The 22,431-nt window shown below is 68.3% G+C and carries 28 protein-coding genes and 1 pseudogene; 14 read left to right on the top strand and 15 right to left on the bottom strand.

Annotated features, from left to right (window positions below):
• Positions 1-27 precede the first annotated feature (27 nt).
• Complete coding sequence (locus IE660_RS10920; RefSeq protein ID WP_203568396.1) at positions 28-543, top strand: AAA family ATPase; 516 nt, start codon at positions 28-30, stop codon at positions 541-543.
• Here the strand turns inward: IE660_RS10920 and IE660_RS10915 are convergent.
• From IE660_RS10915 to IE660_RS10905, 3 genes are read right to left on the bottom strand one after another with little or no spacing between them, the layout of a single operon-like run.
• A complete protein-coding gene (locus IE660_RS10915; RefSeq protein WP_203568395.1) occupies positions 470-1,114 on the bottom strand; it encodes a hypothetical protein in 645 nt (214 codons plus the stop codon). The two genes, IE660_RS10920 and IE660_RS10915, sit on opposite strands and share 74 nt — an antisense overlap.
• Positions 1,115-1,123: 9 nt before the next feature.
• Complete coding sequence (locus IE660_RS10910) at positions 1,124-1,531, bottom strand: hypothetical protein (protein ID WP_203568394.1); 408 nt, start codon at positions 1,529-1,531, stop codon at positions 1,124-1,126.
• Positions 1,532-1,533: 2 nt separating this feature from the next.
• Positions 1,534-2,169, bottom strand: a complete 636-nt coding sequence (locus IE660_RS10905) for a TetR/AcrR family transcriptional regulator (RefSeq protein WP_203568393.1) — start codon at positions 2,167-2,169, stop codon at positions 1,534-1,536.
• Between the two features lie 91 nt (positions 2,170-2,260).
• Between IE660_RS10905 and IE660_RS16600 the strand changes: the two are divergent.
• A pseudogene (locus IE660_RS16600) lies at positions 2,261-2,702 on the top strand (RpiB/LacA/LacB family sugar-phosphate isomerase).
• A 35-nt stretch (positions 2,703-2,737) separates the two neighbouring features.
• Here the strand turns inward: IE660_RS16600 and IE660_RS10895 are convergent.
• Positions 2,738-3,211 carry a hypothetical protein gene (locus IE660_RS10895; RefSeq protein WP_203568392.1) on the bottom strand — a complete coding sequence of 158 codons (474 nt, stop codon included), beginning with the start codon at positions 3,209-3,211 and terminating at the stop codon, positions 2,738-2,740.
• 81 nt (positions 3,212-3,292) lie between these two features.
• Here IE660_RS10895 and IE660_RS16200 point away from each other — a divergent pair, with 81 nt between their 5' ends.
• Complete coding sequence (locus IE660_RS16200; RefSeq protein ID WP_328701932.1) at positions 3,293-3,763, top strand: nucleotidyltransferase domain-containing protein; 471 nt, start codon at positions 3,293-3,295, stop codon at positions 3,761-3,763.
• Positions 3,753-4,097 (top strand): HepT-like ribonuclease domain-containing protein, encoded by a 345-nt coding sequence (locus tag IE660_RS10885; RefSeq protein ID WP_203568390.1) that lies wholly within the window; start codon positions 3,753-3,755, stop codon positions 4,095-4,097. Before IE660_RS16200 ends, IE660_RS10885 begins: the two co-directional genes overlap by 11 nt.
• A 33-nt stretch (positions 4,098-4,130) precedes the next feature.
• Here the strand turns inward: IE660_RS10885 and IE660_RS10880 are convergent, their stop codons facing one another.
• Both IE660_RS10880 and IE660_RS10875 read right to left on the bottom strand, forming a co-directional pair.
• Positions 4,131-4,718 (bottom strand): LysE family transporter, encoded by a 588-nt coding sequence (locus tag IE660_RS10880; protein ID WP_203568389.1) that lies wholly within the window; start codon positions 4,716-4,718, stop codon positions 4,131-4,133.
• A gap of 30 nt (positions 4,719-4,748) precedes the next feature.
• Positions 4,749-5,150: a VOC family protein gene (locus IE660_RS10875; RefSeq protein ID WP_203568388.1), complete on the bottom strand. Its 402-nt coding sequence runs from the start codon at positions 5,148-5,150 to the stop codon at positions 4,749-4,751.
• A gap of 59 nt (positions 5,151-5,209) precedes the next feature.
• Here IE660_RS10875 and IE660_RS10870 point away from each other — a divergent pair, with 59 nt between their 5' ends.
• The 3 genes from IE660_RS10870 to IE660_RS10860 all read left to right on the top strand — a co-directional run bounded on the left by IE660_RS10870 (position 5,210) and on the right by IE660_RS10860 (position 7,237).
• A complete protein-coding gene (locus tag IE660_RS10870) occupies positions 5,210-5,809 on the top strand; it encodes an ATP-binding protein (protein ID WP_203568387.1) in 600 nt (199 codons plus the stop codon).
• A 332-nt stretch (positions 5,810-6,141) separates the two neighbouring features.
• Entirely contained in the window at positions 6,142-6,765 is a 624-nt protein-coding gene (locus IE660_RS16430; protein WP_203568386.1) for a polysaccharide deacetylase family protein, read from the top strand.
• Positions 6,766-6,946: 181 nt separating this feature from the next.
• Positions 6,947-7,237, top strand: a complete 291-nt coding sequence (locus IE660_RS10860; RefSeq protein WP_407929016.1) for a YchJ family protein — start codon at positions 6,947-6,949, stop codon at positions 7,235-7,237.
• Between the two features lie 61 nt (positions 7,238-7,298).
• Here the strand turns inward: IE660_RS10860 and IE660_RS10855 are convergent, their stop codons facing one another.
• The 4 genes from IE660_RS10855 to IE660_RS10840 all read right to left on the bottom strand — a co-directional run bounded on the left by IE660_RS10855 (position 7,299) and on the right by IE660_RS10840 (position 10,700).
• Entirely contained in the window at positions 7,299-7,484 is a 186-nt protein-coding gene (locus IE660_RS10855; protein WP_203568384.1) for a hypothetical protein, read from the bottom strand.
• Between the two features lie 127 nt (positions 7,485-7,611).
• Entirely contained in the window at positions 7,612-8,865 is a 1,254-nt protein-coding gene (locus tag IE660_RS10850; RefSeq protein WP_203568383.1) for a TCR/Tet family MFS transporter, read from the bottom strand.
• Positions 8,866-8,949: 84 nt separating this feature from the next.
• A complete protein-coding gene (locus tag IE660_RS10845; RefSeq protein WP_328701931.1) occupies positions 8,950-9,372 on the bottom strand; it encodes a GNAT family N-acetyltransferase in 423 nt (140 codons plus the stop codon).
• Between the two features lie 50 nt (positions 9,373-9,422).
• Positions 9,423-10,700, bottom strand: coding sequence for a diaminobutyrate--2-oxoglutarate transaminase (locus IE660_RS10840; protein ID WP_203568382.1), 1,278 nt, complete (start codon positions 10,698-10,700; stop codon positions 9,423-9,425).
• 88 nt (positions 10,701-10,788) lie between these two features.
• Between IE660_RS10840 and IE660_RS10835 the strand changes: the two genes are divergently transcribed.
• Positions 10,789-11,859 carry a Gfo/Idh/MocA family protein gene (locus tag IE660_RS10835; RefSeq protein WP_203568381.1) on the top strand — a complete coding sequence of 357 codons (1,071 nt, stop codon included), beginning with the start codon at positions 10,789-10,791 and terminating at the stop codon, positions 11,857-11,859.
• A 34-nt stretch (positions 11,860-11,893) separates the two neighbouring features.
• On the opposite strand, the gene IE660_RS10830 is transcribed toward IE660_RS10835, so the two are convergent.
• From IE660_RS10830 to IE660_RS10820, 3 genes are all read right to left on the bottom strand, one after another.
• Positions 11,894-12,403, bottom strand: a complete 510-nt coding sequence (locus IE660_RS10830) for a hypothetical protein (protein ID WP_203568380.1) — start codon at positions 12,401-12,403, stop codon at positions 11,894-11,896.
• Positions 12,404-13,367: 964 nt separating this feature from the next.
• On the bottom strand, positions 13,368-13,682 hold the full coding sequence (locus tag IE660_RS10825; protein WP_203568379.1) for a hypothetical protein: 315 nt from the start codon (positions 13,680-13,682) through the stop codon (positions 13,368-13,370).
• A 123-nt stretch (positions 13,683-13,805) separates the two neighbouring features.
• On the bottom strand, positions 13,806-14,819 hold the full coding sequence (locus IE660_RS10820; protein WP_203568378.1) for an LLM class flavin-dependent oxidoreductase: 1,014 nt from the start codon (positions 14,817-14,819) through the stop codon (positions 13,806-13,808).
• A 45-nt stretch (positions 14,820-14,864) separates the two neighbouring features.
• On the opposite strand from IE660_RS10820, the gene IE660_RS10815 reads away from it, so the two are divergent.
• From IE660_RS10815 to IE660_RS10805, 3 genes are read left to right on the top strand one after another with little or no spacing between them, the layout of a single operon-like run.
• The gene (locus tag IE660_RS10815) at positions 14,865-15,941 is read left to right on the top strand and encodes a hypothetical protein (RefSeq protein ID WP_203568377.1); all 1,077 of its coding nucleotides are present in this window, start codon (positions 14,865-14,867) and stop codon (positions 15,939-15,941) included.
• Positions 15,938-16,819 (top strand): alpha/beta fold hydrolase, encoded by an 882-nt coding sequence (locus IE660_RS10810; RefSeq protein WP_203568376.1) that lies wholly within the window; start codon positions 15,938-15,940, stop codon positions 16,817-16,819. The genes IE660_RS10815 and IE660_RS10810 overlap by 4 nt, the downstream gene beginning before the upstream one ends.
• Positions 16,816-17,871 carry an alcohol dehydrogenase catalytic domain-containing protein gene (locus tag IE660_RS10805; protein ID WP_235997700.1) on the top strand — a complete coding sequence of 352 codons (1,056 nt, stop codon included), beginning with the start codon at positions 16,816-16,818 and terminating at the stop codon, positions 17,869-17,871. Before IE660_RS10810 ends, IE660_RS10805 begins: the two co-directional genes overlap by 4 nt.
• Before the next feature lie 11 nt (positions 17,872-17,882).
• Here IE660_RS10805 and IE660_RS10800 read toward each other — a convergent pair whose 3' ends face one another.
• Positions 17,883-19,451 carry an ABC transporter permease gene (locus IE660_RS10800; RefSeq protein WP_203568375.1) on the bottom strand — a complete coding sequence of 523 codons (1,569 nt, stop codon included), beginning with the start codon at positions 19,449-19,451 and terminating at the stop codon, positions 17,883-17,885.
• On the bottom strand, positions 19,448-20,197 hold the full coding sequence (locus IE660_RS10795) for an ABC transporter ATP-binding protein (protein ID WP_203568374.1): 750 nt from the start codon (positions 20,195-20,197) through the stop codon (positions 19,448-19,450). Before IE660_RS10795 ends, IE660_RS10800 begins: the two co-directional genes overlap by 4 nt.
• A 167-nt stretch (positions 20,198-20,364) precedes the next feature.
• Here IE660_RS10795 and IE660_RS10790 point away from each other — a divergent pair, with 167 nt between their 5' ends.
• The 3 genes from IE660_RS10790 (at position 20,365) to IE660_RS10780 (ending at position 22,381) form a co-directional block, all read left to right on the top strand.
• On the top strand, positions 20,365-20,994 hold the full coding sequence (locus tag IE660_RS10790) for a TetR family transcriptional regulator (protein ID WP_203568373.1): 630 nt from the start codon (positions 20,365-20,367) through the stop codon (positions 20,992-20,994).
• Positions 20,969-21,322 carry a GatB/YqeY domain-containing protein gene (locus IE660_RS10785; RefSeq protein WP_203568372.1) on the top strand — a complete coding sequence of 118 codons (354 nt, stop codon included), beginning with the start codon at positions 20,969-20,971 and terminating at the stop codon, positions 21,320-21,322. Before IE660_RS10790 ends, IE660_RS10785 begins: the two co-directional genes overlap by 26 nt.
• Before the next feature lie 90 nt (positions 21,323-21,412).
• The gene (locus tag IE660_RS10780; RefSeq protein ID WP_203568371.1) at positions 21,413-22,381 is read left to right on the top strand and encodes an aldo/keto reductase; all 969 of its coding nucleotides are present in this window, start codon (positions 21,413-21,415) and stop codon (positions 22,379-22,381) included.
• Positions 22,382-22,431 lie beyond the last annotated feature (50 nt).

The raw sequence follows: 22,431 nt of genomic DNA, 5'->3' as shown, positions 1-22,431 counted from the left end.
GGCCATCGCGCGAAGTAGCCTGTCGGCGTGAGTCGGCTGATCGTGGTGTCCGGTCTCCCCGGGACGGGCAAGACCACGCTGGCACGCGCCCTGGCGCGCGACCTGGCTGCGGTGTACTTGCGCGTCGACGTCGTCGAGACGCCGCTGGTCCAGGCGGGCATTGACGTCGGGCCGCTGGGCTACCAGGTGGTGCGCGAACTCGCGGCCTCGAACCTCGGCCTGGCTGCTGAGGTGGTGGTCGACCTGGTCAACCCAATTCCGGTCACCCGCCAGATGTGGGTCGACCTCGCGACCGAGGCAGCCGTGCCGCTGGTGGTCTTCGAGTGCACCATCGCGGACGAACACGAGCACCGACGTCGTGTCGAGGGGCGCCGACCGGACCTGCCCGGTCAGGTCGTCCCGACATGGGACGAGGTGGTCGCGCGCGAGTACCTGCCGTGGGACGAGGACCGCGACGGCTCTCGTGTCGTCATCGACGCGACCGACAGTGACGCCGCCCTGCGCGACGCGATGGCAGCCCTCGCGGGTCAGCCCAGGCGTTGACGGACGAGGTCGCTGAGCGCCGCAGCGAGTGACGGATCCATCGATCGCTTCTCGGCGCGGGCCCGTCGTGCCAGTCGAGTGAGCCCAGGATCGCCTGCCGAACACGGTCAGCTGGAACGGGCGGTACCACCTGATCGCACCGCGGCCCGACCAGCGGCACCCCCGCCTGCCGAGCGGCAGCCAGATCGAGCACCGACCACCAGTTCGGTGAGTCATCGGGACCGATCTGCACCGCCCGGTCTCGTTCGGGCCCACCGTTGACGTTCAGCTGGAACTTCACCGGGTCGTCCAGCTCGACCAGGTCGGGCAGGGCGTACCAGACGAACTCCAGTCCGACTGCGGGGCAGGGCAGTGTCGGGTGCACCAGCGAGTCGCCCAAGCTCTGGCGCTTGGCCACCTCGCCAGGATCGTTCGAGACGGCCAGGACGTCGACATCACTCACCCCGTGCTGGTAAGCGCCCTGGGCGGTGCCGCCGATCAACCAGACCCCCAGCAGGTCGTCCCCCAAGGACCGGCGCACACGTCGGACGACCTCATCGAGGTACGGAGCGATCTCCGATGGAAGTGGCACGCGACGAGGCTATCGAGTTGGGTCAGCGGCCGGTTGTGGGAGCAGCACGCCGAGCAGCACCTGCACCAACACCAGTTGGGCCACTCCGAGCCCGCCCCACAACGCGTGGGGCCAGATGAAGCTGTTGAGCACCAGGCACTCGCCCGCGATCCAGCCCACCATCACCAGCCCGGCGAGGGAGTGGGCCACTGCCAGCCAGCGCGGCCGGCGACGGTGGACGATGATCGCTGCCCACTGGAAGCCACCGACCACCACGCCCAGCAGGAGGGCTGCCAGCACGTACTGGCCGGCGAACACCGTCCGGTCGAGCATGGGCGCATACCACCGCGGCACCACCAGCAACTGGACAGAGCCGACCAAGGTCGACAGCGCCTGCAGCAGGGCGATGCCCAGGAGCACTCGTCGCACGACTCTCATGCTCATGCCTCGCCCTCGCTGTCGCGGACGACGTGAGTGAGAGTGAAGTGCTCCAGGTGAATCTGCAGCATCCGGCGCGCTGCGGCCTCGCCACCAGGAGCCTCCGCAGTGGCGACGATCGCGAGGATCGGCCCCCAGAAGGCGAGCGCCACGGCCTCGGGATCTGCGGCGCGGAACCCTCCCGCGGTGATGAGCTGGGCGAACAGATGTGTCTGGAAGGTCAGGGGGCGCACGATCGTCAGCTCCCTCAACAGGGCCCCTGCCTCCGGCGTGCGGTACTGCTCAAGCGCCAGCATTCTGCGCACAGCCACGAGGTCAGGATCGTGCAGCCACATCTCGAGGAAGCCCACGGCCATCTCGCCCAAGCTTTCCGTGCTGATGTCCTGGTAGTGGGAAAGTGCTGCGGTCGGATCATCGACCGAAACGCCCCATGTGGCTGCCACCGCGTGGACGCGCTCGGTGGCGCGCTCCAGCAGTGCCGCGAGGATGGCTTGCTTGCTGGGGAAGTGCTTGTAGACCGAACTCTCTCGAATGCCGACTGCCGAGGCCAGCTGGCGGATCGACGTGCCGGCGTACCCCCGGCTGGCGAAGCGGTCCTGGGCTGCGTCGAGCAGGGCGGCGCGGGTGCTGGTGGCCATGACCCTCCTGAGGTGGCTGGCTAACGTTCGTTAGCCTAGTTGATGTGGGGGTCGGAAGGGCTAGGGTTGCGGATGAGAAAGGGAGTGCGGCATGCGGATCGTGATTGGGGCCCCATCGAACGGGGTCGTGCTGAAGGACGCGCTGCTCGCTTCGCTGCAGGCTGACTCGCGGGTGAGCGAGGTGGTCGACCTGTCCAGCGACGACATCACCTACCCCGAGGTCTCGTTCAAGGCGGCGGAGATGATCCGAGACGGCAACGCCGACCGGGCGATCCTGGTCTGCGGCACCGGGGTGGGCACCGCCATCGCGGCCAACAAGGTGGCTGGTGTGTGCGGCCACCGCCCACGACCTGATCACGGTCAAGGGTGCCGTCGAGAACTACGACGCCCAGGTGTTGTGCATGGGCCAGAACGTGATCGCGCCTGTGGCTGCGGTGGCGCTGGTCGACCTGTGGCTCGACCTGCGCCACGATCCGGCCAGCAGCTACGGGCCCAAGTTGGGTGAGATCGAGGCCTACGAGAACCGAGGCTGACTCCTCGTCGGACCCTCGTCCTGACGCGATCGACGTCAGTGGGTGTGCTCGTTCCCGACCGCGTGGTCGTACTCGTGGGTCCACTCGTCGATCTGGTCCCAGGTCTCGCCGTCGAGGGTGACCGCGGTCGCCGGGAACAGCCCGTTCTCCTCCTGGTCGATGTGGCGGCGCAGCGTGTGCTCGAGTTCGGCGTAGACCTCCCACTCGCCCGCACGGATGCGGGCCACCTGCTGCTTGAGCAACACGTGCTGCTCTTCCAGGTCGGCCACGGTGGCCTGATAGTACTCGCAGTGCTCGGGCAGGCAAAGGCCGCGGAACAGGCCGGCCTCTTCGCAGCCGTTGTGGGTGAACAGGTGCCCGGCCATGGCGGTGAGCGCCTTGTCGACCTCGGCCGCATCGCCCGACTCGATGCCTCGTCTGACCCCGCCGAGGGCGTTGATCGCCCCGTAGTGCTCCTCTGACAAGCGCCCAATGATCGGGATGTCGCGGCAACCGCAGTACTCGCACATGCCGCCATTGTTGCCCAACGCGAGCTGTCGTACTGGATCTGGTGCCGCGTAATACGAACCGGCCCACGTATTACTCTGGGTGTGGAGGTGGTGGTCGTGAGCGCAGGACCAGCCCAGGTCGTCCCCGTACGCCTTGATCGTGAGCTGCTTCAGGCCGTGGACCGCCGAGCTCAGGCTGAGGGGGTGACTCGGTCTCACCTGATCCGTGCCGCCCTGCGCGCCCACCTGGACGAGCCCAGTGCCGCGCGCGGCATGGATCTGCGGCTCTCACCGCGGCAGATCTCCCAACTCGGGGAAGTCTGCGAGCGCTACGGCGTGCAGACCCTTGAGGTCTTCGGGTCGTTCGCACGGGGGGACGCAGCCGCCGACAGCGACGTCGACCTGCTCTACACCTTGCGGCCCGGAGTGCGACTGGGCTGGGCGATCGAAGGTCTCGCCGATGAGCTCAGCAGCATCCTTGGCCACCCTGTCGACCTGGTGGGGCGGACTGGGATCCATCCGCGGATCAGGACCCAGGTGCTGGCCGAGGCAGAGGTGCTCTATGCGGCGTGAGGGTCTGCTGCTCGAGGAGATGATCGACGCCGCAGAACAGATCATGCTGCTGCTCGGCGGCATTGATGCTGCCGCGCTGCAGGCGGACCGACTCCGGCGTGATGCGGTGCTCTGGAACTTCTCCGTCCTGGGCGAGGCCGCCGGCCGACTGCCAGCCGACTTCCGGTTGGCCCATGCGAAGGTCGACTGGATCAGTCCGACGCAGATGCGCAACCGGATCGTGCACGGCTACTGGACGATCGAGGTCGAACGACTGCTGGACACCGCGGCAGTTGATCTTCCCGGGTACGTGCAGCAAATGCGAGCAGTGCTGGCAACCGTCGACGACCAGTGACTCAGACCAGGCCGGGTGCGAACTCGACCAGCATCAGCCCGCCGAGCACGACGAGCGCGGTACCTGCGGAGACCAGGGCGATTCGGTACCCGGTCTGGTGCAGGTGGCGTCGTCCGCCGGCGACCACAGCGGCCAGCGCCACCTTCGAACCAACCAGCGTGAGGTAGACCCCACCACCGGGAGCACGCCCGACACCGACGAGGCCCGCCACGTCGCCATTGTCAACGGGCCGAGCACCGTGATCCAACTGATCCATGGGTGGGGGCTGACCAGGTTGATGACGACACCCTTGCGCAACGTCGCTCGGAGCGAGCCAGCGTCGTCACGGCCGATCTCGTCCAGTGAAGCGCGTCGGCCCTGCCATATCGTCTGGACGCCGATGGCGACCCCCAACAGCCCGCCGACGACGCCCAGGGCGCTGAGCACCCAATCCGGCACCTGGCCGAGCACCGCGATGACCACGGCCACCGCCACCAGGTCGCTGAGCAGCGGGGCGGCGGCCACCGCCGTGCCGTGGCGCCATCCGCCGCGCAGGCTGGACGAGATCACCAGCATCAGCAGCGGCCCTGGGCTCACCCCGGCGGCCAGCCCGATGCCGAGGCCCAGCAACAGTGCGTCCACCCGGCCATTGTGGCCGAGCGCCCGCCCGGGTCAGTCAGGTGTCGCGACGGTGAACATCCACTCGATGCCGTAGCGGTCCTTGACCAGCCCGAACTCATCGCCCCAGACCTGCTTCTCCAACGGCATGCCGATGCTGCCGCCGGCGGCCAGTTGGCCGAAGATGCTGTGGACCCGCTCGGCATCGGGGCTGGTGAACGACAGGTAGACCCGGGTGCCGCCCCAGGACTCCTCGGCTCCGGGCATGGCGTCACTGGCCATCAGGACGAGGTCGTCGGCGACCAGCGAGGCGTGCATCACCCCGTCGGCCGGCATCTCGGGCATGTCGTAGTCACCGAAGGTGAACACGGTGAGCTCGCCGCCGAACAGGTCGCGGTAGTGGGCCATGGCTTCGGCAGTGTTACCGGCGAAGTTGAGGTATGGGTTGAGTGCCATGGCACAGCCTGAATCGTGGCCGGACCCGATGGCAAGAGGTGGGCAGTAGTTTGGCCCTCATGCTGCTGCTGATCTTCGGCCCTCCGGCCGTGGGCAAGATGACGGTCGGTCGAGCGGTGTGCGCTGTCAGCGACTTCAGGCTGTTCCACAACCACATGACCATCGAGCCCCTGATCGAGACCTTCGGGTACGGCACCCCGGCCTTCAACGTGCTCAACGAGGAGTTCCGGTACAGGGTGCTCGAAGAGGCAGCCCGTCACCACGTGAACCTGGTTCTCACGCTGGTCTGGGGGCTCGAGCTCGAGTCCGACCTGGAGATCGTGCAGCGCTACGTCGACATCTTCGACGGTGACGTCGCGTTCGTGGAACTGCGGGCTGACCTCGACACCCGGCTGTCCCGCAACCGCACCGCGCACCGGCTGGAGGAGAAGAAGTCCAAGCGCGACGTCGACTGGTCTGACCAGAACGTGCGAGGGCTGGAGCGCCACGTGATGACCACCGAACGGCCAGCCCCTGTTGCCGAGCCGTTGCTGGCACAGCACCGCCACCTCGTCCTCGACAACACCCACCTGACCGCCGATCAGGCAGCCCAGCGCATCGTGGCATGGTTGGCCGACCCGGGCGTCGGTACGCTGCCCGCGTGGAGCCCGGCGACCTGAGACGACAGTGGGGAAGTGATCCCCTGACGCGCCGAACCGCTCTCGCCGCCGTACTGGCGCTCGTCGGCTGCGCGGACGAACAGCCCCAGGTGTCGACCACAGCGCCCACGACCAGAGCGCCCACGACCCCAGCACCGCCGACCCCCAGCCCGACTGCCTCAGCGGGCCACGTGTCTGTGACGCCTTCTCGTTCGCAGCCCTCGAGCCCTGGTGTCGCGGCGTCGTCGGGGGGTGCCTCCACGACGTCACCCAGCCCCGACCCTCGACAGGAGGTGCTTCGTCGTCACCGCGGAGTGGAGCCACGGGCCTGGGGACTCGACCTGCCGGGGATCGTGAGCAGGACCGACTCGACATCCGTGGCGCTCACCCTCGATGCCTGCGGTGGCCGGGGAGGGGAGGCCCTGGACGCTGACCTGATCGCGTTGCTGCGTCGTGAGCGGGTGCCGGCCACGTTGTTCCTGAACGCCCGGTGGGTGCGGGCCAATCCTCGACTCGCCGACGACCTCGCCGCCGATGACCTGTTCTGCATCGCGAACCACGGGACGAGCCATCGCCCCTTGTCAGTGGATGGACGATCGGCCTACGGCATCGCCGGGACGAGGTCGGTCGAGGAGGTCATTCACGAGGTGATGGGCGCCCAGGAGGTGCTCACACGCTTGAGCGGGACCCCCCCGCGCTTCTTCCGCTCCGGCACCGCCCACTACGACGACGTGGCCGTCAGGATCGTCAACGACCTGGGTCTGGTGCCGGTCGGTTTCGACGTCAACCTCGACGCGGGCGCGACCCTTGGCGGTGCAGCGGTGGCGCGCGAGGTCCGGTCGCTGCGGACCGGCTCGATCGGCATCGGGCACATGAACCAACCCTCGGGCGGCACCGCCGAGGGATTGGCAGCGGCGCTGCCGGGCATGCTCGCCGACGGCGTGACGTTCGCCAGACTCGACCACGTGATCCGGTGATGGTTTCGTGCCACGCGATGGCGAAATCCGGCCCGAACGGTGCCATCGGGCCGATCCTGTGGCACGAAACCATCAACGGGTGCCGGCAACCAGTCCAGGAGAAGAAGCCATGATCGATGACTGCCCGTGCGGGGGCGGTGCTTACGCCGCTTGTTGCGGTCCACTGCACCTGAGGGCCCGCGTGGCCGAGACCGCCGAGGAACTGATGCGCTCGAGGTACTCGGCCTTCGCGGTGGGGGACTCGGAGTACCTGATGGCGACCTGGCACCCTCGCACCCGTCCCAGGTCGGTCGATGCCTCAGACCTGGGCTGGGCCGGCTTGGAGATCCTGGACGTGGTCGACGGCCAGTCCTGGCAGGCCAGCGGCCTCGTCGAGTTCATCGCGCGCCACCGTGCCGGGGACTTGCGTGAAAGGTCGGTCTTCGAGCGCCGGGCAGGCCGGTGGTTCTACGTGGACGCGGTGACGACCTAGAGCGGCGCCAGCAGGATCGCGAGCGTGAACAGGCAGTAGGCCTGGATGAAGGCCCCCAGCATCAAGATGCCCGCCACGCGGCTCGCATGATCCACGGGGCGGCGAAGGCGGCATAGACCGCGAACACGGTGGTCTTCTGGCTCTGGGACGCAACTTGCATCCACCCGTTCATCAGTGCTGCGACGCCGGCCAGTTGCGCACCGGTCCACACTCCGACCAGCAGCAGCGCCCGCTTCCAGGTCGGCATGATCCGCCCGACCAGCCGGTCAAGGTACTTGCCGACCCGAAGGCGATGATCGACCCGTAGACCACTGAGCCGATCAAGGCCCGCAGGTAGAAGTCACTGGTGCTCATCAGGCCACCGGCTTGGGTGTTTAGCCGGGGTACCGTGCGAACAGCCGCCGCAGGGCCATCAGCGCACCGAAGATGATCACCGCGCCGAGGAACATCGGCAGCCCGGGAACGCTGATCGGTGCCGCATCAGACGTCGCCCAGCCGAACAGGCCTGCCCACATCAGGGGGCCGATGATGGCGGCCAGGCTGATCAACGAACTCATCGCGCCCTGCACCGCACCCTGGTGACCGCTGGGGGCGTGCGCGGCGATGAAGGTCTGCACTGCGGTGAAGGCGATACCCGCCAGTGCACCGATCACCACCACGGCAGCGAACATCCAGCCCTTCCAGGCCAGGCCGTAGAGCACCATCGAGATGCAGCTCACGGTGATGCCGACGGTGATCGCCTTGCGCTCACCCCACAGCGCGATCAGTCGCGGTGTGATCGAGGTCTGCACCACGGCGGTGCCCAGCCCGACCAGCGCCAGGCTCAACCCGTTGGCCAGTTCGCCCCAGCCGTAGCGGTGGCTGGTGTAGAGCACCCACAGCGTGTTCAGACCCATCTGGCCCAGTTGATAGAAGGCGAACGCGATAGCCACACCGGCCAGCAGCGGCCAACGCCGCAGCACCGCCAGCCCGCCGATCGGGTTGCCCTCGCGCAACTGGAAGGGTCGGCGCTTGTCGACCGGCAGCGACTCCGGCATCACCAACAGCCCGTAGACCGCGGCCAGCAGCGACAGTCCGGCCGCCGCGTAGAACGGCAGGTGCAGGTCGATCGAGCCAAGCAGTCCACCCACTGCCGGCGCGATGATGAAGCCCAGGCCGAAGGCGGCGCCGATCATGCCGAAGTTGCGCGCCCGGTCACGGTCGGTGGAGACATCGGCGATGTAGGCATTGATCGTGGCGGGGGTGGCGCCCATGATGCCCGAGATCACCCGGCCGGCCAGCAGCCAGCCGATGGTGGGCGCCCAGGCGAGCAGCAGGTAGCTGAGGCCGTAGCCGGTGAGGCAGACCAGGATCACAGGACGTCGCCCGAACCGGTCAGCCAACGCCCCGAAGGTCGGCGCGAACAAGAAGGTCATCAGCGCGAACACCGACGTCATCACCCCGAACCACAGGGCGGTCTGGGTCTCGTTCGCCACCAGCCGACGCACCAGCTCGGGCAGCACCGGGATGATCAGGCCCAAGCCCATGACGTCGAGGAAGATCACGACCAGCGCGAACCAGATGCCCGCCTGTCGCGACTGCCGGGTCTTCGTTGGCGGTGCCGAGGTGCCGGCATCAGGGCTGGTCAAGCGCACTCTCCTGCCGTGGGGGTGTGTTCGCCCAGTCTTGGGGACCACCCACCGCGCGCCTCGCCCGGGGTGCCGGTATTCGGCTCAGTCGAATCGGACGAAGGCCCTGATCGGGTGCTCGTGGTCACGGATCTCGGTGAATCCCATGGCCTCGTAGAAGGCGCGCTGACGGGGCTCGTCGTCGGTGATCAGCACCTTCTGCCTGACGTCGGCATACGGCTGCAGCACCCGGTCGAGCATCGCCCTGCCCATCCCCGTGCCCTGCAGGTCGGGGGTGACCAGGATGTCCTGCAGGTAGACGATGGTCAGCCCGTCACCGACCACCCGGGCCAGGCCGACGAGTCGTCCGCGCTGCCGGGCGCAGACCACGCGCAGCGAGCGGTTGACCGCGTCGTAGAGCCGGTCGGGATCGCGGGTGTAGCTGGTCCACCCGACGCTGTCGTAGAGCGCGACCAGTTCGTCGCGCTGCGGCAGGTCGTGATCGCTCAGGGTGAAGGTGGTGGCCACGAAGTGACGCTAGGTCTCCCGGGTCGGCGGCGCAAGCCCCTTCTGCTGGGTCAGTGCCCGGAGAGGACGAATTCCAGCGCCTCGTCGAACAGGGCCAGACCCTCGTCCAGCGTCTCGTCGTCGATGGTGAGCGCGGGCATGAACTTGGCGACCTCGTCCAACGGCCCGGAGCGTTCGATGACCAGCCCCTTGTCGAAGGCGGCTCGTCCGACCTCGGCGGCGACCACGTGGTCGGCGAAGACCAGCCCCTGCAGGTAGCCCCGACCGCGTGCCTCGACCAGGTGCTCGGGGTGCTGGTCGACCAGCGCCTCGAGGTGTTCGGTCAGCCGGGCGGCGCGGCGCTTGACGTCGTCCATCAGCGTCGAGTCACGCCAGTAGGTGTCGATCGCGGCGGTGGCGGTGACGAAGGCGTGGTTGTTGCCGCGGAAGGTGCCGTTGTGCTCGGCGGGACGCCAGATGTCGAACTCGGGGCGAATCAAGACCACTGACAGCGGCAGGCCGTAACCCGACAGCGACTTCGACAGGGTGACCGCGTCGGGGACGATGCCGGAGGGCTCGAAGCTGAAGAAGGTCCCCGAGCGGCCGCAGCCGGCCTGGATGTCGTCGGCGACCAGCATCATGCCGCGCTCGCTGGTCAGGTCGCGCAGCGCCTGCAGCCACTCCGGGCGGGCAGCGTTGATGCCGCCCTCGCCCTGGATGATCTCGACGATCGCGCCACCGGGCAGGTTGTCGGGGTCGAGGCTGGCGAACCCCTGCTCGAGCGTGGTGCGCGGGTCGGGGTCGGTGGGGTCGTCGTAGGGCAGGAACACCACGTGCTCGAGCGGCACACCCGCGACGTTGCGGAAGTGCTCGTTGCTGGTGGCGGCCAGCGCACCCAGTGACACCCCGTGGAAGCCACGGGTGAAGGCCAGCATGGTGGGTCGTCCCGACACCTTGCGCACCAGCTTGAGGGCAGCCTCGACGGCGTTGGTGCCGGTGGGGCCGGTGAACATCAGCCGGTGGTCGAAACCGCGTGGGTTGAGCACCACCTCGGTGAAGGCCTGCACGAAGCGCTGCTTGGTGACCGTGGTCAGGTCGAGGCTGTTGCAGATGCCGTCGTCGCTGATGTAGTCGATCAGGGCCTGCTTGAGCGCCGGGGCGTTGTGGCCGGAGTTGTTGGCGCCGGCGCCGGAGAAGAAGTCGACGTAGGCGCGTCCGTCGGCGTCGTACAACCGCGAGCCGACCGCCTTGTGGAACACCGCGGGGAAGGCGGCGTTGTACGACGCCACCACCGACTCCCGCTCGATCCGCACGCTCGGACGACCACCCGCGATCTGCTGTTCAGTCATGCCAACCACCCTAGGCAGATCCACCCCAGCGGCGGGAGGGTGCCCGAGGTGTGGCACCCGACGGCAGGCCTCATGCCAGACTCACAGTGTGTTCACACCAGCAGATCCCAACCGTCAGCTGTGCTGGGGCATCCTGGGCCCCGGTGCGATCGCCCGCAGCTTCGCCACCGGCCTGGCCCAGTCCCGCAGCGGGACGCTGGTGGCCGTCGGTTCGCGCGACCACGGACGCGCAGCCGCCTTCGCTGACGAACAGGCGGCCGCTGGCAAGGGGCAGCAGGTGCGGGCCCACGGCAGCTACGAGGCGCTGCTGGCCGATGCCGAGGTCGACGTGGTCTACGTCGCCACCCCCCACACCGAGCACGCCCGTTGGGCGATCGCTGCGGCCGAGGCCGGCAAGCACCTGCTGATCGAGAAGCCGATGGCGCCCAGCCTGGCCATCGCCGAGACCGTGTTTGCCGCCGCCGAGCACGCTGACGTGTTCTGCATGGAAGCCCTGATGTACCGGTGCCACCCGCAGACCGCGAAGCTGCACGAGGTGGTGGCCGATGGGGCGATCGGACGCGTGGTCTCGGTCGAGACCGTGTTCTCGTTCAGGTCGGACCACGACCCGAGTTCACGGCTGTACGACCCGGAGCGGGCCGGCGGTGGAATCCTCGACGTCGGCGGCTACCCGGTCTCGATGGCCCGGTTGGTTGCCGGGGCTGCCCAGACCCAGCGTGAGGGTGGAGAGGCTCGCTGGTTCGCCGAGCCGGTCGGGGTGGTCGGCGGGGGACACCTGACGCCCGAGGGCGTGGACGACTGGGCGGTCGCCTCACTGCAGTTCGAGGGCGGGATGAACGCCCATGTCGCCACCGGGATGGGGCTGGGCATGGAGCACATCTGTCGCGTCTATGGCACGGGGGGCTTCATCGACGTGCCCAACCCGTGGAACCCGTGCCACGAGTGGAGCCCGGCCGGGTTGGTGCTGCACCGCACCCACCGCGACGACGAGCAGATCGCAGTCGACACCCCGCAGCTGTACGCCGCCGAGGTCGACCATGTCGCCGCGTACGTCGACCAGCGGCAGGCGCCGGCGATGAGCTGGGACGACACCCGAGGCAACCTCGCGGTGCTCGACCAGTGGCGTGAACGGGTCGGGGTGCGCTACCCCTTCGAGTGATCGCCGTCGCCCATGCCCTTCTCCCGCAGGAGGGCTATGACGAGCGGACGAGCACCCGGCCCTTGTACGTGGTGCCGTCGACGACCCAGACCATGACCTCGTCGTCAGCAATCTGCGGGTGATCCGCGGGCAGCGGTTCCGATGGGGACGACTCCGCGATCCACAGGCGTGCCGACTCCGACGACGGCCAGGGATCGACGCGGGTGACAGGGAGCTCCACGGCTGTGTCGGACGGATTCACCAGGCAGACGTCGACCCGCTTGCCGACGAAGCCGTCACCGATCGTGACGGTGAGTTCGGTGGCGGTGGCCAGCCCCTTGACGCAGGCGGCTCGCACCTGGGCCGCCTGCTCGGCGGAAAGGCTGACCTGGGGCACTTCCTCCCGGGTCGATGCGCTGGGGCTCGGGGTCGGGGCGATGCTGCTTGGTGTGGGTGGCGTCGTCGGAGCCTCGCCCGGCCCTGCGCCGCACCCCACGACGAGGGCGAGGCACAGGGCGCCCATCAGCCATCTCGTGGCGGTCACCAAGTGATGCCGTTGTTCCATGCCTTCACTCCAACCAGTGACGTGTAGTAGTACTTGCAGGACCAACTGCCCAGCCATACCCACGTCTGCCCACTGACGAGCCCGTCGTAGGTCACGGTGTTTGGCGTCGTTCCGTTGGAGTGGTAAACGGCACCTCCTGAGTCACCACCGCGATCGTAGCCGTCAGGGGCCTCGCCGTTCTGGCCGGTATATAGACACTTGCCCTCGTCAGCTGGGTTGCCTGTGTCTCGGATCGTAGCGTATTGCTTCCCTATTGTCGTAGAACCATAGGTTGGATCATTAATAGTGTACTGCGAATCGATGTATAAGATTCTTGCGCGACACCACTGACCCGTCGTCATTCCTGAAGAGCATAGAAACAGACCTCGGGCGCGCCAGTTGGTGTTCAGGCCCGTCCCTTGGAGACTGGACTTGTCGTTATATGGGGCACCGTTGAACACCCAATCCGAGTAGTCTGCCCCTTTGATCAGCTGCCAGTCCCCATAAATGTCCGCGTTCCCGGGATACGCGGTCGTATGTCGGGTGCCTATGACTAGATTACTGCCACTGCCGGTCCTGTACTGCGTCGCAAACCCGCAATGCCCAGCAGTCAAGATCATCTCGGTCCCGTCAAGCTTGACACGCGGCCCCAAGCTACAGCCGCTCGGATTTACGATCCCGCCAGCCTGGAAAGGTTCATAGTCTGAGTTCCTATCGCCCCAGATCGTGGACGAGGCACCAAAGCCCTGACGGGCTTCGACCCGGACCAAGCTCGACCGAGCGAGACGGTCGGCAGCCCTCTTGCCACCGGTAGATGATGGGTTTAGTTCAACAAGGATCTCCTCGCTATTCGGATCGATCTCCATTGCGTTCGACACATCCTGCATTTCGGGGAGTGCAGCGATTCCGGCTCGGACCTGCCTGAGCTGTGCTATCGAATGACGAGAAATGACCTTGTGGAAACGGACGCTTGGATGCGCCTTCCTCACTGACTGACGATTGCGTCCAGCTCACTCACGTCTAGCCCCTTGACCATGATCTCCTTGGAGTCGTGGCAAAGTGCAACGTCCAAGAGGAGGTCGGGGCGATCCGTGAGTGCCTGCCCGGCATCGTCCGCGGCCAGAACGACGCTCTGGTCAGGTGTTCCCGTCCACCTCTGCGTCCCGCTCTCGTCTATGACAACTTTGCAGGCGGCGTCACCTGCCGTGTCAGCGTTCGCGGGTCCCGCCGCAAGGCCGGATTTGGCCAAGACAACGAGACCAGCGCCAAGTGCAACCAGCGACCGAACCCGTGACTTCATGTACGCATTGTGTACCTCGTTGTTCCTCCGCGCAATGGCCTAGGTAGATCTGACGGAACGGAGTCACGGTCCGTTCGCCCGTGCAGGGTGATTGGACCATCGCAAAGCGCACCGACGCTGGACTCAGCGCACTTGGGCCATGATCTCCAGAGCGCGCAGCCGGTCATCGAGCGACGGGGCGGCGTTGGTGACCATCACCTCGTCGGCATCGGCGAGGTCACGGAAGTCGGCGAGCCCCTGGGCCACCGACTCCTGGTCTCCCACGACGGTGTGGCGCATCATGTGTCGGGCCTGGGCGGCGACGGGGGAGTCCATCAGGGCGTCGACGGCCTCGTCCTGCTCAGCCTCGGGGCCACTGAACAGCGCCGCGTACCCGGGCACCCGCTCGGCCAGGCTGCGCACTCGTCCGCGCAGCACCTGCTCGGCCAACTGGTCGGCGCGGAACGCCTCGTCGGCGGCCACCACGTTGCAGGCGGCAATCACCTGCGGCTGCTCGCACTGGGCGCTCGGCTGGAAGCGCTCCCGGTAGACCGCGACCGCCTGCTCGAGGTAGTCGGGGGCGAAGTGCGAGGCGAAGGCGTAGGGCAGGCCGAACGCCGCGGCCAACTGAGCACCGAACAGGCTGCTGCCCAGGATGTACAGCGGCACGTGGGTGCCTCGCCCGGGATGGGCGACCACCCCGGGCACTGGGCTCTCGTCGCCCAGGAATCCCTGCAGTTCACGCACGTCGTCGGGGAACCGGTCCGACGCGTAGGGGTCGCGGCGCAGTGCACGCACCGTGGTCTGGTCGGTGCCGGGTGCCCGCCCGAGCCCCAGGTCGATGCGTCCGGGGTGCAGCTCGGCCAGGGTGCCGTACTGCTCGGCGATGACCAGCGGGGAGTGGTTGGGCAGCATCACGCCACCTGATCCGAGCTTGATCGTCGAGGTGTTGGCCGCGACGTGGGCGATCAGCACCGAGGTGGCCGCCGAGGCGATCTGGGCCATGTTGTGGTGCTCGGCGTACCAGATGCGCTCGAACCGTCCGGTGGCCTCGGCCGCCTTGGCCATCGCGACGCTGTCCTGCAGCGCCTCGGCAGTGGTCTGATGGCGGCCCACGAAGGCGAGGTCGAGCAGGGACAGGCGTAGCTGGGGGCTCATGTGGCCAGCCTAGTCACGCCCCCGCGCCTCGGTATCGTGGCCGCCATGTCCTTGGTGCGCACCGACTCCTTGACCGAGCCGCTGACCGCTGGGGAACTGCAGGAGCTGAAGCAGCGCCGGCGCCGCGGTGACTTCGGTCCGCAGGCCGGGGTTCGCCAGCTCGTGCTGGGCGCGCTCGCGGTGGTGTTCCTGGGTACGGTCACGGCCACCGGCGTCGGGCAGGTCGCCGACGTCGTCAGGCACGGCCACTGGAACCTCTTCGGTGTGGTGTGGCTACTCGCCCTGGCGAGCATGGTCTTCGCCCTGGTCCGTCGGTTGACACCGATCGGTGGGTGGCGCGCCTGGGCGAAGCTGGCTCGGTTCGCCGACCACAACGGGCTCACCTACCGGATGCGCTCGGCCGACCCGAGCTATCCGGGACTGCTGTTCAACCTGGGGCACTCGCGGGCTTCCACCCACCACATCTGGGCGCCCCAGGGTGTGCTCGCTGACGTCGGTGGCTACACCTATGCCACCGGTTCGGGCAAGCACCGCAAGGACTTCGAGTGGCACTTCGCGGCCTTCCGGCTGCCCCGGAGGCTTCCTCACCTGCTGCTGGATGCGAAGTCGAACAACATGGCCGGCTTCAGCAACCTGCCAGTGGTGTTCGCCGCCAACCAGCGGGTGAGCATGGGTGCCCCGTTCGACGACGACTACACGCTCTATGCGCCAGAGGGTTACGGGCTCGATGCCTTCTACCTGTTCGGTCCGCACGTCATCGAGCGGTTGGTGCAGGCACAGGCCGACTACGACATTGAGATTGTGGACGACTGGATGTTCCTCTACACCCGCCAGCGCCAGGACCTGACCGATCCAGCCACCTGGCAGTTGTTCCAAGGGATCGCCGACGAGGTGCTGTCCCGGTTCTCGCGGGTGGCGCAGCGTTACCACGACCAGCGGGTCGAGGGCCTGGCCACGGGGGTCCTGGCCGCCGCTGCAGCGGCAGACGCACGGCGGGCCTCGCCGGGGCGTCCAGCCGTCGCACCCCAGGGCCAGCGGTTGCGCAACGGGCTCGACCTCAGGACCGTGATCGTCGTCGGCGCCATGGTGGGGCTGTGGGTGCTGCTGCAGGTGCTGCGGTGAGCGCGCCACGCCTTGCACCGGCCCCCGCCGACGAGATGGTCGAGGTCGCCCCGGGGGTGTTGCTGGCAACCTGGACGACCACTCGCCACGGTGCCGACTCACCGCCGATGGTGCTGCTGCACGGCGGGCCGGGACTGTGGTCGTCCCACGATGACCTGGTCGACCTGCTCGACGACGTCGCGGTCGTGCACACCTACGACCAGCGAGGCTGCGGCCGGTCCACGCCCACCCGCGAGCAGTCGATCGAGCACTCGGTCGCCGACCTCGAGGCGCTGCGCCAGCACTGGGACCAGACTCTCGGTGGACACCAGCAGTGGGTGGTGGTCGGGCATTCCTTCGGCGCCGACTTGGCGCTGGCCTACGCGGCCACCCACCCCGACCGGGTGCTGGCGGTGGGCTACCTGGCTGGACGAGGCATCGGCGACCGGACCGCTGAGAAGACCGAGCAGGCCCGTCGCCTGGGCGACCGACGGGCGCGGCTGGGCGTCCTCGATGCCAACCACGACCGCTGCTGGGACGAGGAGGTGGAGTGGCGTCAACTGCGCTGGGCCACCGACTATGCCGACCTCGACACCGGTCGCGAGCACAGCCTGCTGCAGGCCGCCACGTACCTCGAGATCAACCTCTACGCCAATCACCTGCTGCGCTGCACCGACGAGCAGCTCATCACTTGGGCCGCAGCGGTCGAGTGCCCCGTGCATGTGATCCATGGCAGCGACGACCCTCGTCCGATCGCCAACGTGCTCGAGCTGGCCGCCCACCTCGAAACGGTCCGCAAGCGGGTCGTCCAGGGTGCCGGCCACTTCCCGTGGGTCGAACAACCGGACGAGACCGCCGGACTGCTGGTCGAACTCGTGCGAGCAGGACGGCATCGATGACCGATCTGATGCGCGCCATGGTCGTCGACGCGGCCGGAGGCGGGCCCGAGGTGCGGCAGGTGCCTCGGGCCTCGGCGCCAGAAGGCGGGGTGGTGGTGCAGGTGCGCGCCACCGGTCTGTGCCGCAGCGACTGGCACGCCTGGGCCGGACACGACTCCGACGTGACCTTCCCGCACGTGCCGGGCCACGAACTGGCCGGAGTGGTGGGCGAGGTCGGCGAGGGTGTGACCAGGTGGCGGGTGGGTGACCGGGTGACCGTGCCGTTCGTCTGCGGCTGTGGACGATGCGACTGGTGCCGCTCGGGGCAGGCCCAGATCTGCCCCGACCAGGAGCAACCGGGTTTCACGCACTGGGGATCGTTCGCCGAGTACGTCGCCCTGCACGCCGCCGACACCAACCTGGTCGCGCTGCCCGACCGGGTCGACTTCGGTGCTGCGGCGAGCCTGGGCTGTCGCTTCGCCACCGCCCACCGCGCCCTGGTCGGACGCGCCCGGCTCGAGGCGGACGAATGGGTGTGCGTGGTCGGGGCTGGGGGCGTGGGGCTCAGCGCGGTGATGATCGCGACGGCGCTGGGAGCACGGGTGGTGGCTGTCGACCGGCACCCCCAGGCCCTGGCAGCCGCCGCAGCGCTCGGAGCCGAGGTCACCCTGGTGGCCGACGGCAGCGACGTCTCGTCCCGGGTGGTGGAGGCGACGGAGGGGGGAGCGCACGTCTCGGTTGACGCCGTGGGCAGCGAGCAGACCTGCGCCGGTGCCCTGATGAGCCTTCGGCGGCGGGGACGCCACGTGCAGGTCGGGCTGCTGCCACCGGTGAACGGTCACCCGCGGGTGCCGATGTCGCGGGTGATCGCCTGGGAGTTGGACGTGTTCGGCAGCCACGGCATGGCCGCGGTCGACTATCCGGCGATGCTGTCGATGATCGAGGCGGGTACGCTGCAGCCGGAGCGGTTGGTCGAGCGGGTCGTCTCGCTGGACGAGGCGGCTGCCCTGTTGCCGGTGTTCGACTCAGCCATCGTGGCGGGGATCACGCTGATCGATCCCGCGGCCGGCTGAGGCTGTTGGTATCACCCGTGGACGAGGTCGCGACGGGCCAACACCCAGCCCCCGACCCCGACCAGCAGCGCCGCTGCCAGCGACAGGACGATGGTCGCGCCTGCGTCGCCGGACTCGACCGGCACCCGGCCCACGAGTTCGGTCGGCGACAGGTTGATCGCCCACCGGGGAAGTCGCAGCGGTTCACCGAGCAACCCGACGACTGTGACCCAGGCCACCGGCAGCCACGACAGCGCCCGCCATCGTGGTGCCAGCGCGGTGACCGTGGCCGCCAGCCCGACCACGGCCAGGCAGGCCGGCAGCAACTCCAGACCGGCCCGCAGCGCGTCGTCCATCGTCGTCGACTGGTCGAGGACGATCCACTGCGTGACCCCCAGCGCCAGCGCCCCGGCCGCCAGCACGCCGGTGGTGGCCGCCACGGCGACCAGGCACCAGCCGAGCCACCAGCCGACCCGTGAGCGCCGGCCGGCGAGCAGCAGCCCGAGGCGCCCCTCTCCCTCCTCACCACCCAGGCGGGTGACCACCCCGACCCCGGCGGCCATGGCCATCGCGGCGGTGAGCAGCATCGCCATCACCTGCACCAACTGGTCGGCGTTGCCGCCCAGCGCCTCGAGCAGGGTCGGGTTCTTGGCGACGATGTCGACGAACTCGCGTGAGAGCGACCCCAGGGCGGCGGCCCACGCGATCGCCCCGATGGTCCAGCCGGCGATTCCCCCGCGGGTGATCCGCCAGGCCAAACCCATCGGGTGCGCGAGGGTGCCGCTGCCGGTGGCTCGTCCCGGTCGTTGCGGCAGGATGCCCTGACCCAGGTCACGACGGGCAGCGACCGTGAGTGCTGTCAGTCCGCAGGCCACGGCGAGAGCGGCGTGAGCCACCACCGGCCACCAGTGCCAGGGTCCCCACGGTCTGGCCTCGGCGGCCCAGCCCATGGGTGAGAGCCAGGCAGCGTCGAGCTTTCGTCCGTCGACCACGGCTCGGACGAGGTAGCCGCCCATGACCAGCGTCAGGCCGAGTGAGGTCGCCGAACGGGCAGACCCGGCGAGTTGGCCGAGCACCAGCCCCAGACCGCTGGCGGCCAGACCGAACAGGGCCATCGTGCCCGCATACCCCGCTGCCCCCGACACGGGCAGCCCCAGCACCACCAGACCGCCGTGCACCAGCACCGCGAACAGCGTCCAGACCATCAGTGACGTGGCCAGCGATGCCACCGGGATGGCAGTTCGGGCCACACGGGCCGAGGTGATCAACTCCAGGTGACCGGAGTCCTCCAGGGCCCGGGTCGTGCGCACTGACAGCAGCAGCCCCACGACCGGCAGCGCCAGCTGACCCATGAAGCCCACCTCGTAGGCACCGATGCCGCCGAGCGCCTCGAGGTCGTACCCGCGTCCGTTGAACGCCCAACTGGCCGGGGACTCACCCAGGGTGGCGGCATAGATCTGCCGTTCCACCGCGGTGGGGTACAGGTGCTTGACGCCGGCGAAGGTGCCGATGACCAGTGCGGCGAGCAGGGTCGGCGCTGCCAGCACCCCCAGCCAGGAGGTGCGCACCAGGTGGCGCAGCATGGTCGTCCAGCCGGTCATGCCGCACCCTCGTAGTGGTGCCAGAACAGGTCCTCCATGCTGGCTTCTTTCCCCGCGGGGGAGGTGTTTCGCAGTCCCGCGAGGGTGTCGGTGACCACAGTACGGCCGGCGCGGATGATCGTCACCCGGTCGCACAGGGCCTCGACCTCGGCCATGATGTGGCTGCTCAGCAGCACCGTGCGCCCCTCGGCGACTGCCTCGCGGACCACCTCGATGAAGCGGTGCTCCATGATCGGGTCGAGGCCTGAGGTGGGCTCGTCCAGCAGCAGCAGTTCGGCCGTGGTCGACAGGGCGGCGACCAGCGCGACCTTCTGCCGGTTGCCCTTGGAGTAGGTGGACGCTCGCCGGCGCGGGTCCAGCTCGAAGCGCTCGATCAGGTGGTCGCGGCGCACCTGGTCCTGGCTGCCCTGCACGCGGGCGATCAGGTCGATGCACTCACCGCCCGACAGCTGGGGCCACAGCACGGTGTCGCCGGGCACGTAGGCGAGGCGACGGTGCAGGCGGGGTGCGTGGCGCCAAGGGTCCTCGCCGAACAACCGCAGGGTGCCCGCGTTGAGTCGCACCTGGCCCAGGACCGCGCGGATGGTGGTCGACTTGCCGGCACCGTTGGGGCCGATGAAGCCGTGCACCTCGCCCCGGCGCACCTCGAGGTCGAGGCCGTCGAGGGCCTGGACGCTTCCGAACCGCTTGACCATCCCTCGTCCAACAATCGGAGAGTCAGTGTCTGTTGCGAGTGACTGTCTCATGTCTTGAGTGTAGGGAACTGAGAGTCACTTGCACAAGGCATCAGCTGTCACTGTGTGGCAGAGTGATGAGCTGAGGTGAGGCACCTTACTGCGTGTGGCACAGGCAATTGCCTGTGCTCGAGCCAGCAGCATGTGCCTCAGTGAGTGTCGGGGCGAGGGGAGTAGTCGTGGCAGGTCTGAGGGCACGCAAGAAGGCCGCGGCCATGCACCAGATCCAGACCACCGCGCTCGCCCTGTTCGCCGAGCGAGGGTTCGATCAGGTCACGATCGAGCAGGTGGCCGAGGCAGCCGAGGTCTCACCGTCGACGGTCTACCGCTACTTCGGCACGAAGGAAGGGCTGGTCATCCACGACGAGTACGACGACCGGCTGCTGGCAGCGGTCGAGCAGCGGCTGCCGTCGGGGATGCCGATGCTGCAGGCCGCACTCGAGGCACTGGCCGAGATCTCGGACGAGCACTTCGAACTCGACCGGGGGCCGACGATGCACAGGATGCGGCTGACCATGGAGCACCCCTCGATCCAGGCCGCAGGAGCTCTCAAGGTCGCCCAGCTCAGCGCCAGGACCGCCGAACAGCTGGCCCGGGCCCGTGGAATGGCCATCGGTCAGGCCCGAGTCGTGGTGGCCTCGCTGATGGCGGCCTTCCTGACTGCGGTGGTGAACTGGTACCTCGACGAGGCCTCACCCGAGGTCGAACCGCGCGACTTCGACGAGTACCTGTCGGACGCATTCGTCGGTCTTGCCTCAGTCGGGGCGGAAGTGAGGATGGGCGATGACCCTGGTCGATCGGATCGGTGAGCGTCTCAAGCAGGCCATGCGCGACCGTGATCGCGACGCCGTCACCTTGTGGCGGACGACGCTGAGCGCGGTCTCGAACGCCGAGGCCGTGCCGATCGACACCCTCCCACCGGCTGGTGCACTCGAGGGCATCCGGGTCGGAGCCGGCAGCGCCGACGCCGGGCGTCGTGAACTGACCGACGACGACGTGCGCGCGATCGTCCGCGGCGAGATGGACGAACTGCTGGCCGCCGCGTCCGAGATGGGAGCCCACGGTCACAGCGAGCAGGCCGACACGCTGCGGGCACGCGCCGCCACGCTTGGCGAATTCCTGGACGAGTTCGTCTGATCGGCTGTCTGGGGGGCACCAGCAGCACCTGTCGCAGGGTCGTCCCACGATGCTTGACTGGCACAAACCCGACGGCACAGGAGGCACCCCATGGAACAGGTCAGGCTCGGCAACTCAGGTCTGAAGGTCAGCCGCATCGCACTGGGCTGCATGAGTTTCGGCGACACCACCAGCGGGTTCAACGAGTGGTCGCTCAACGAGGAGGAGTCGGCACCGTTCTTCCAGCAGGCCGTCGAACTGGGCATCAACTTCTGGGACACCGCCAACGTCTACTGCCTGGGCAGCTCCGAGGAGTACACCGGACGCGCCATCAAGAAGTACTCCACGCGCGAAGAGATCGTGCTGGCCACCAAGGTGCACTTCCCAGTGCACTCCGGCCCCGGTGGACGAGGCACCTCGCGCAAGGCCGTGATGGAGAACATCGACGCCTCGCTGAAGCGCCTGGGCACCGACTACGTCGACCTGTACCAGATTCATCGCTTCGACCCCGAGACGCCGGTCGAGGAGACCATGGAGGCGCTGCACGACGTGGTCAAGGCAGGCAAGGCGCGCTACATCGGCGCGAGCTCGATGTGGGCCTGGCAGTTCTCGAAGATGCAGTACACCGCCGAACTCAATGGCTGGACGAAGTTCGTCTCGATGCAGAACCAGTACAACCTGCTGATGCGCGAGGAGGAGCGGGAGATGATGGGCCTGCTGCTCGACCAGGGCGTCGGCTCGATCCCGTACTCCCCGCTGGCCAAGGGCCGGGTCTGCCGCCCCTGGGGAGAGCGCACCGAACGGATGGACAACGACCCGGTCGGCAAGCGGTTCGACATCGACGAGGACGCCCCGATCGTCGACGCCGTACAGAAGGTCGCCGACGCCCGTGGGGTGCCGATGGCCCAGATCGCCCTGGCCTGGGTGCTGCGCCACCCGGCGGTCAGCTCACCGATCGTGGGTGCCACCAAGCCGCACCACCTGTCCGACGCCGCCGCGGCGCTCGAGCTGGAGCTGACCGACGAGGAAGTGGCCGCGCTCGAGGAGCACTACCGGCCGCACCTGCCCAGTGGGTTCTGATTCGGGGCTTCTGATTCGGGGCCTTCTCTTTCGGGGGGCATTCTGGCCAT

It is taken from the genome of Aestuariimicrobium ganziense (genome assembly GCF_015352975.1).
Taxonomy (GTDB): Bacteria; Actinomycetota; Actinomycetes; order Propionibacteriales; family Propionibacteriaceae; genus Aestuariimicrobium; species Aestuariimicrobium ganziense.
This window is presented reverse-complemented; position numbering and strand designations above follow the sequence as displayed.

Bases quoted from the DNA above. Each gene is read 5' to 3' on its own strand.
- IE660_RS10910 (WP_203568394.1), bottom strand. From the start codon at position 1,531: ATGAGAGTCGTGCGACGAGTGCTCCTGGGCATCGCCCTGCTGCAGGCG.
- IE660_RS10905 (WP_203568393.1), bottom strand. From the start codon at position 2,169: ATGGCCACCAGCACCCGCGCCGCCCTGCTCGACGCAGCCCAGGACCGC.
- IE660_RS10895 (WP_203568392.1), bottom strand. From the start codon at position 3,211: ATGTGCGAGTACTGCGGTTGCCGCGACATCCCGATCATTGGGCGCTTG.
- IE660_RS10885 (WP_203568390.1), top strand. From the start codon at position 3,753: ATGCGGCGTGAGGGTCTGCTGCTCGAGGAGATGATCGACGCCGCAGAA.
- IE660_RS10875 (WP_203568388.1), bottom strand. From the start codon at position 5,150: ATGGCACTCAACCCATACCTCAACTTCGCCGGTAACACTGCCGAAGCC.
- IE660_RS10870 (WP_203568387.1), top strand. From the start codon at position 5,210: ATGCTGCTGCTGATCTTCGGCCCTCCGGCCGTGGGCAAGATGACGGTC.
- IE660_RS10855 (WP_203568384.1), bottom strand. From the start codon at position 7,484: ATGCCGACCTGGAAGCGGGCGCTGCTGCTGGTCGGAGTGTGGACCGGT.
- IE660_RS10840 (WP_203568382.1), bottom strand. From the start codon at position 10,700: ATGACTGAACAGCAGATCGCGGGTGGTCGTCCGAGCGTGCGGATCGAG.
- IE660_RS10830 (WP_203568380.1), bottom strand. From the start codon at position 12,403: ATGGAACAACGGCATCACTTGGTGACCGCCACGAGATGGCTGATGGGC.
- IE660_RS10825 (WP_203568379.1), bottom strand. From the start codon at position 13,682: ATGAAGTCACGGGTTCGGTCGCTGGTTGCACTTGGCGCTGGTCTCGTT.
- IE660_RS10820 (WP_203568378.1), bottom strand. From the start codon at position 14,819: ATGAGCCCCCAGCTACGCCTGTCCCTGCTCGACCTCGCCTTCGTGGGC.
- IE660_RS10815 (WP_203568377.1), top strand. From the start codon at position 14,865: ATGTCCTTGGTGCGCACCGACTCCTTGACCGAGCCGCTGACCGCTGGG.
- IE660_RS10805 (WP_235997700.1), top strand. From the start codon at position 16,816: ATGACCGATCTGATGCGCGCCATGGTCGTCGACGCGGCCGGAGGCGGG.
- IE660_RS10800 (WP_203568375.1), bottom strand. From the start codon at position 19,451: ATGACCGGCTGGACGACCATGCTGCGCCACCTGGTGCGCACCTCCTGG.
- IE660_RS10795 (WP_203568374.1), bottom strand. From the start codon at position 20,197: ATGAGACAGTCACTCGCAACAGACACTGACTCTCCGATTGTTGGACGA.
- IE660_RS10785 (WP_203568372.1), top strand. From the start codon at position 20,969: ATGACCCTGGTCGATCGGATCGGTGAGCGTCTCAAGCAGGCCATGCGC.
- IE660_RS10780 (WP_203568371.1), top strand. From the start codon at position 21,413: ATGGAACAGGTCAGGCTCGGCAACTCAGGTCTGAAGGTCAGCCGCATC.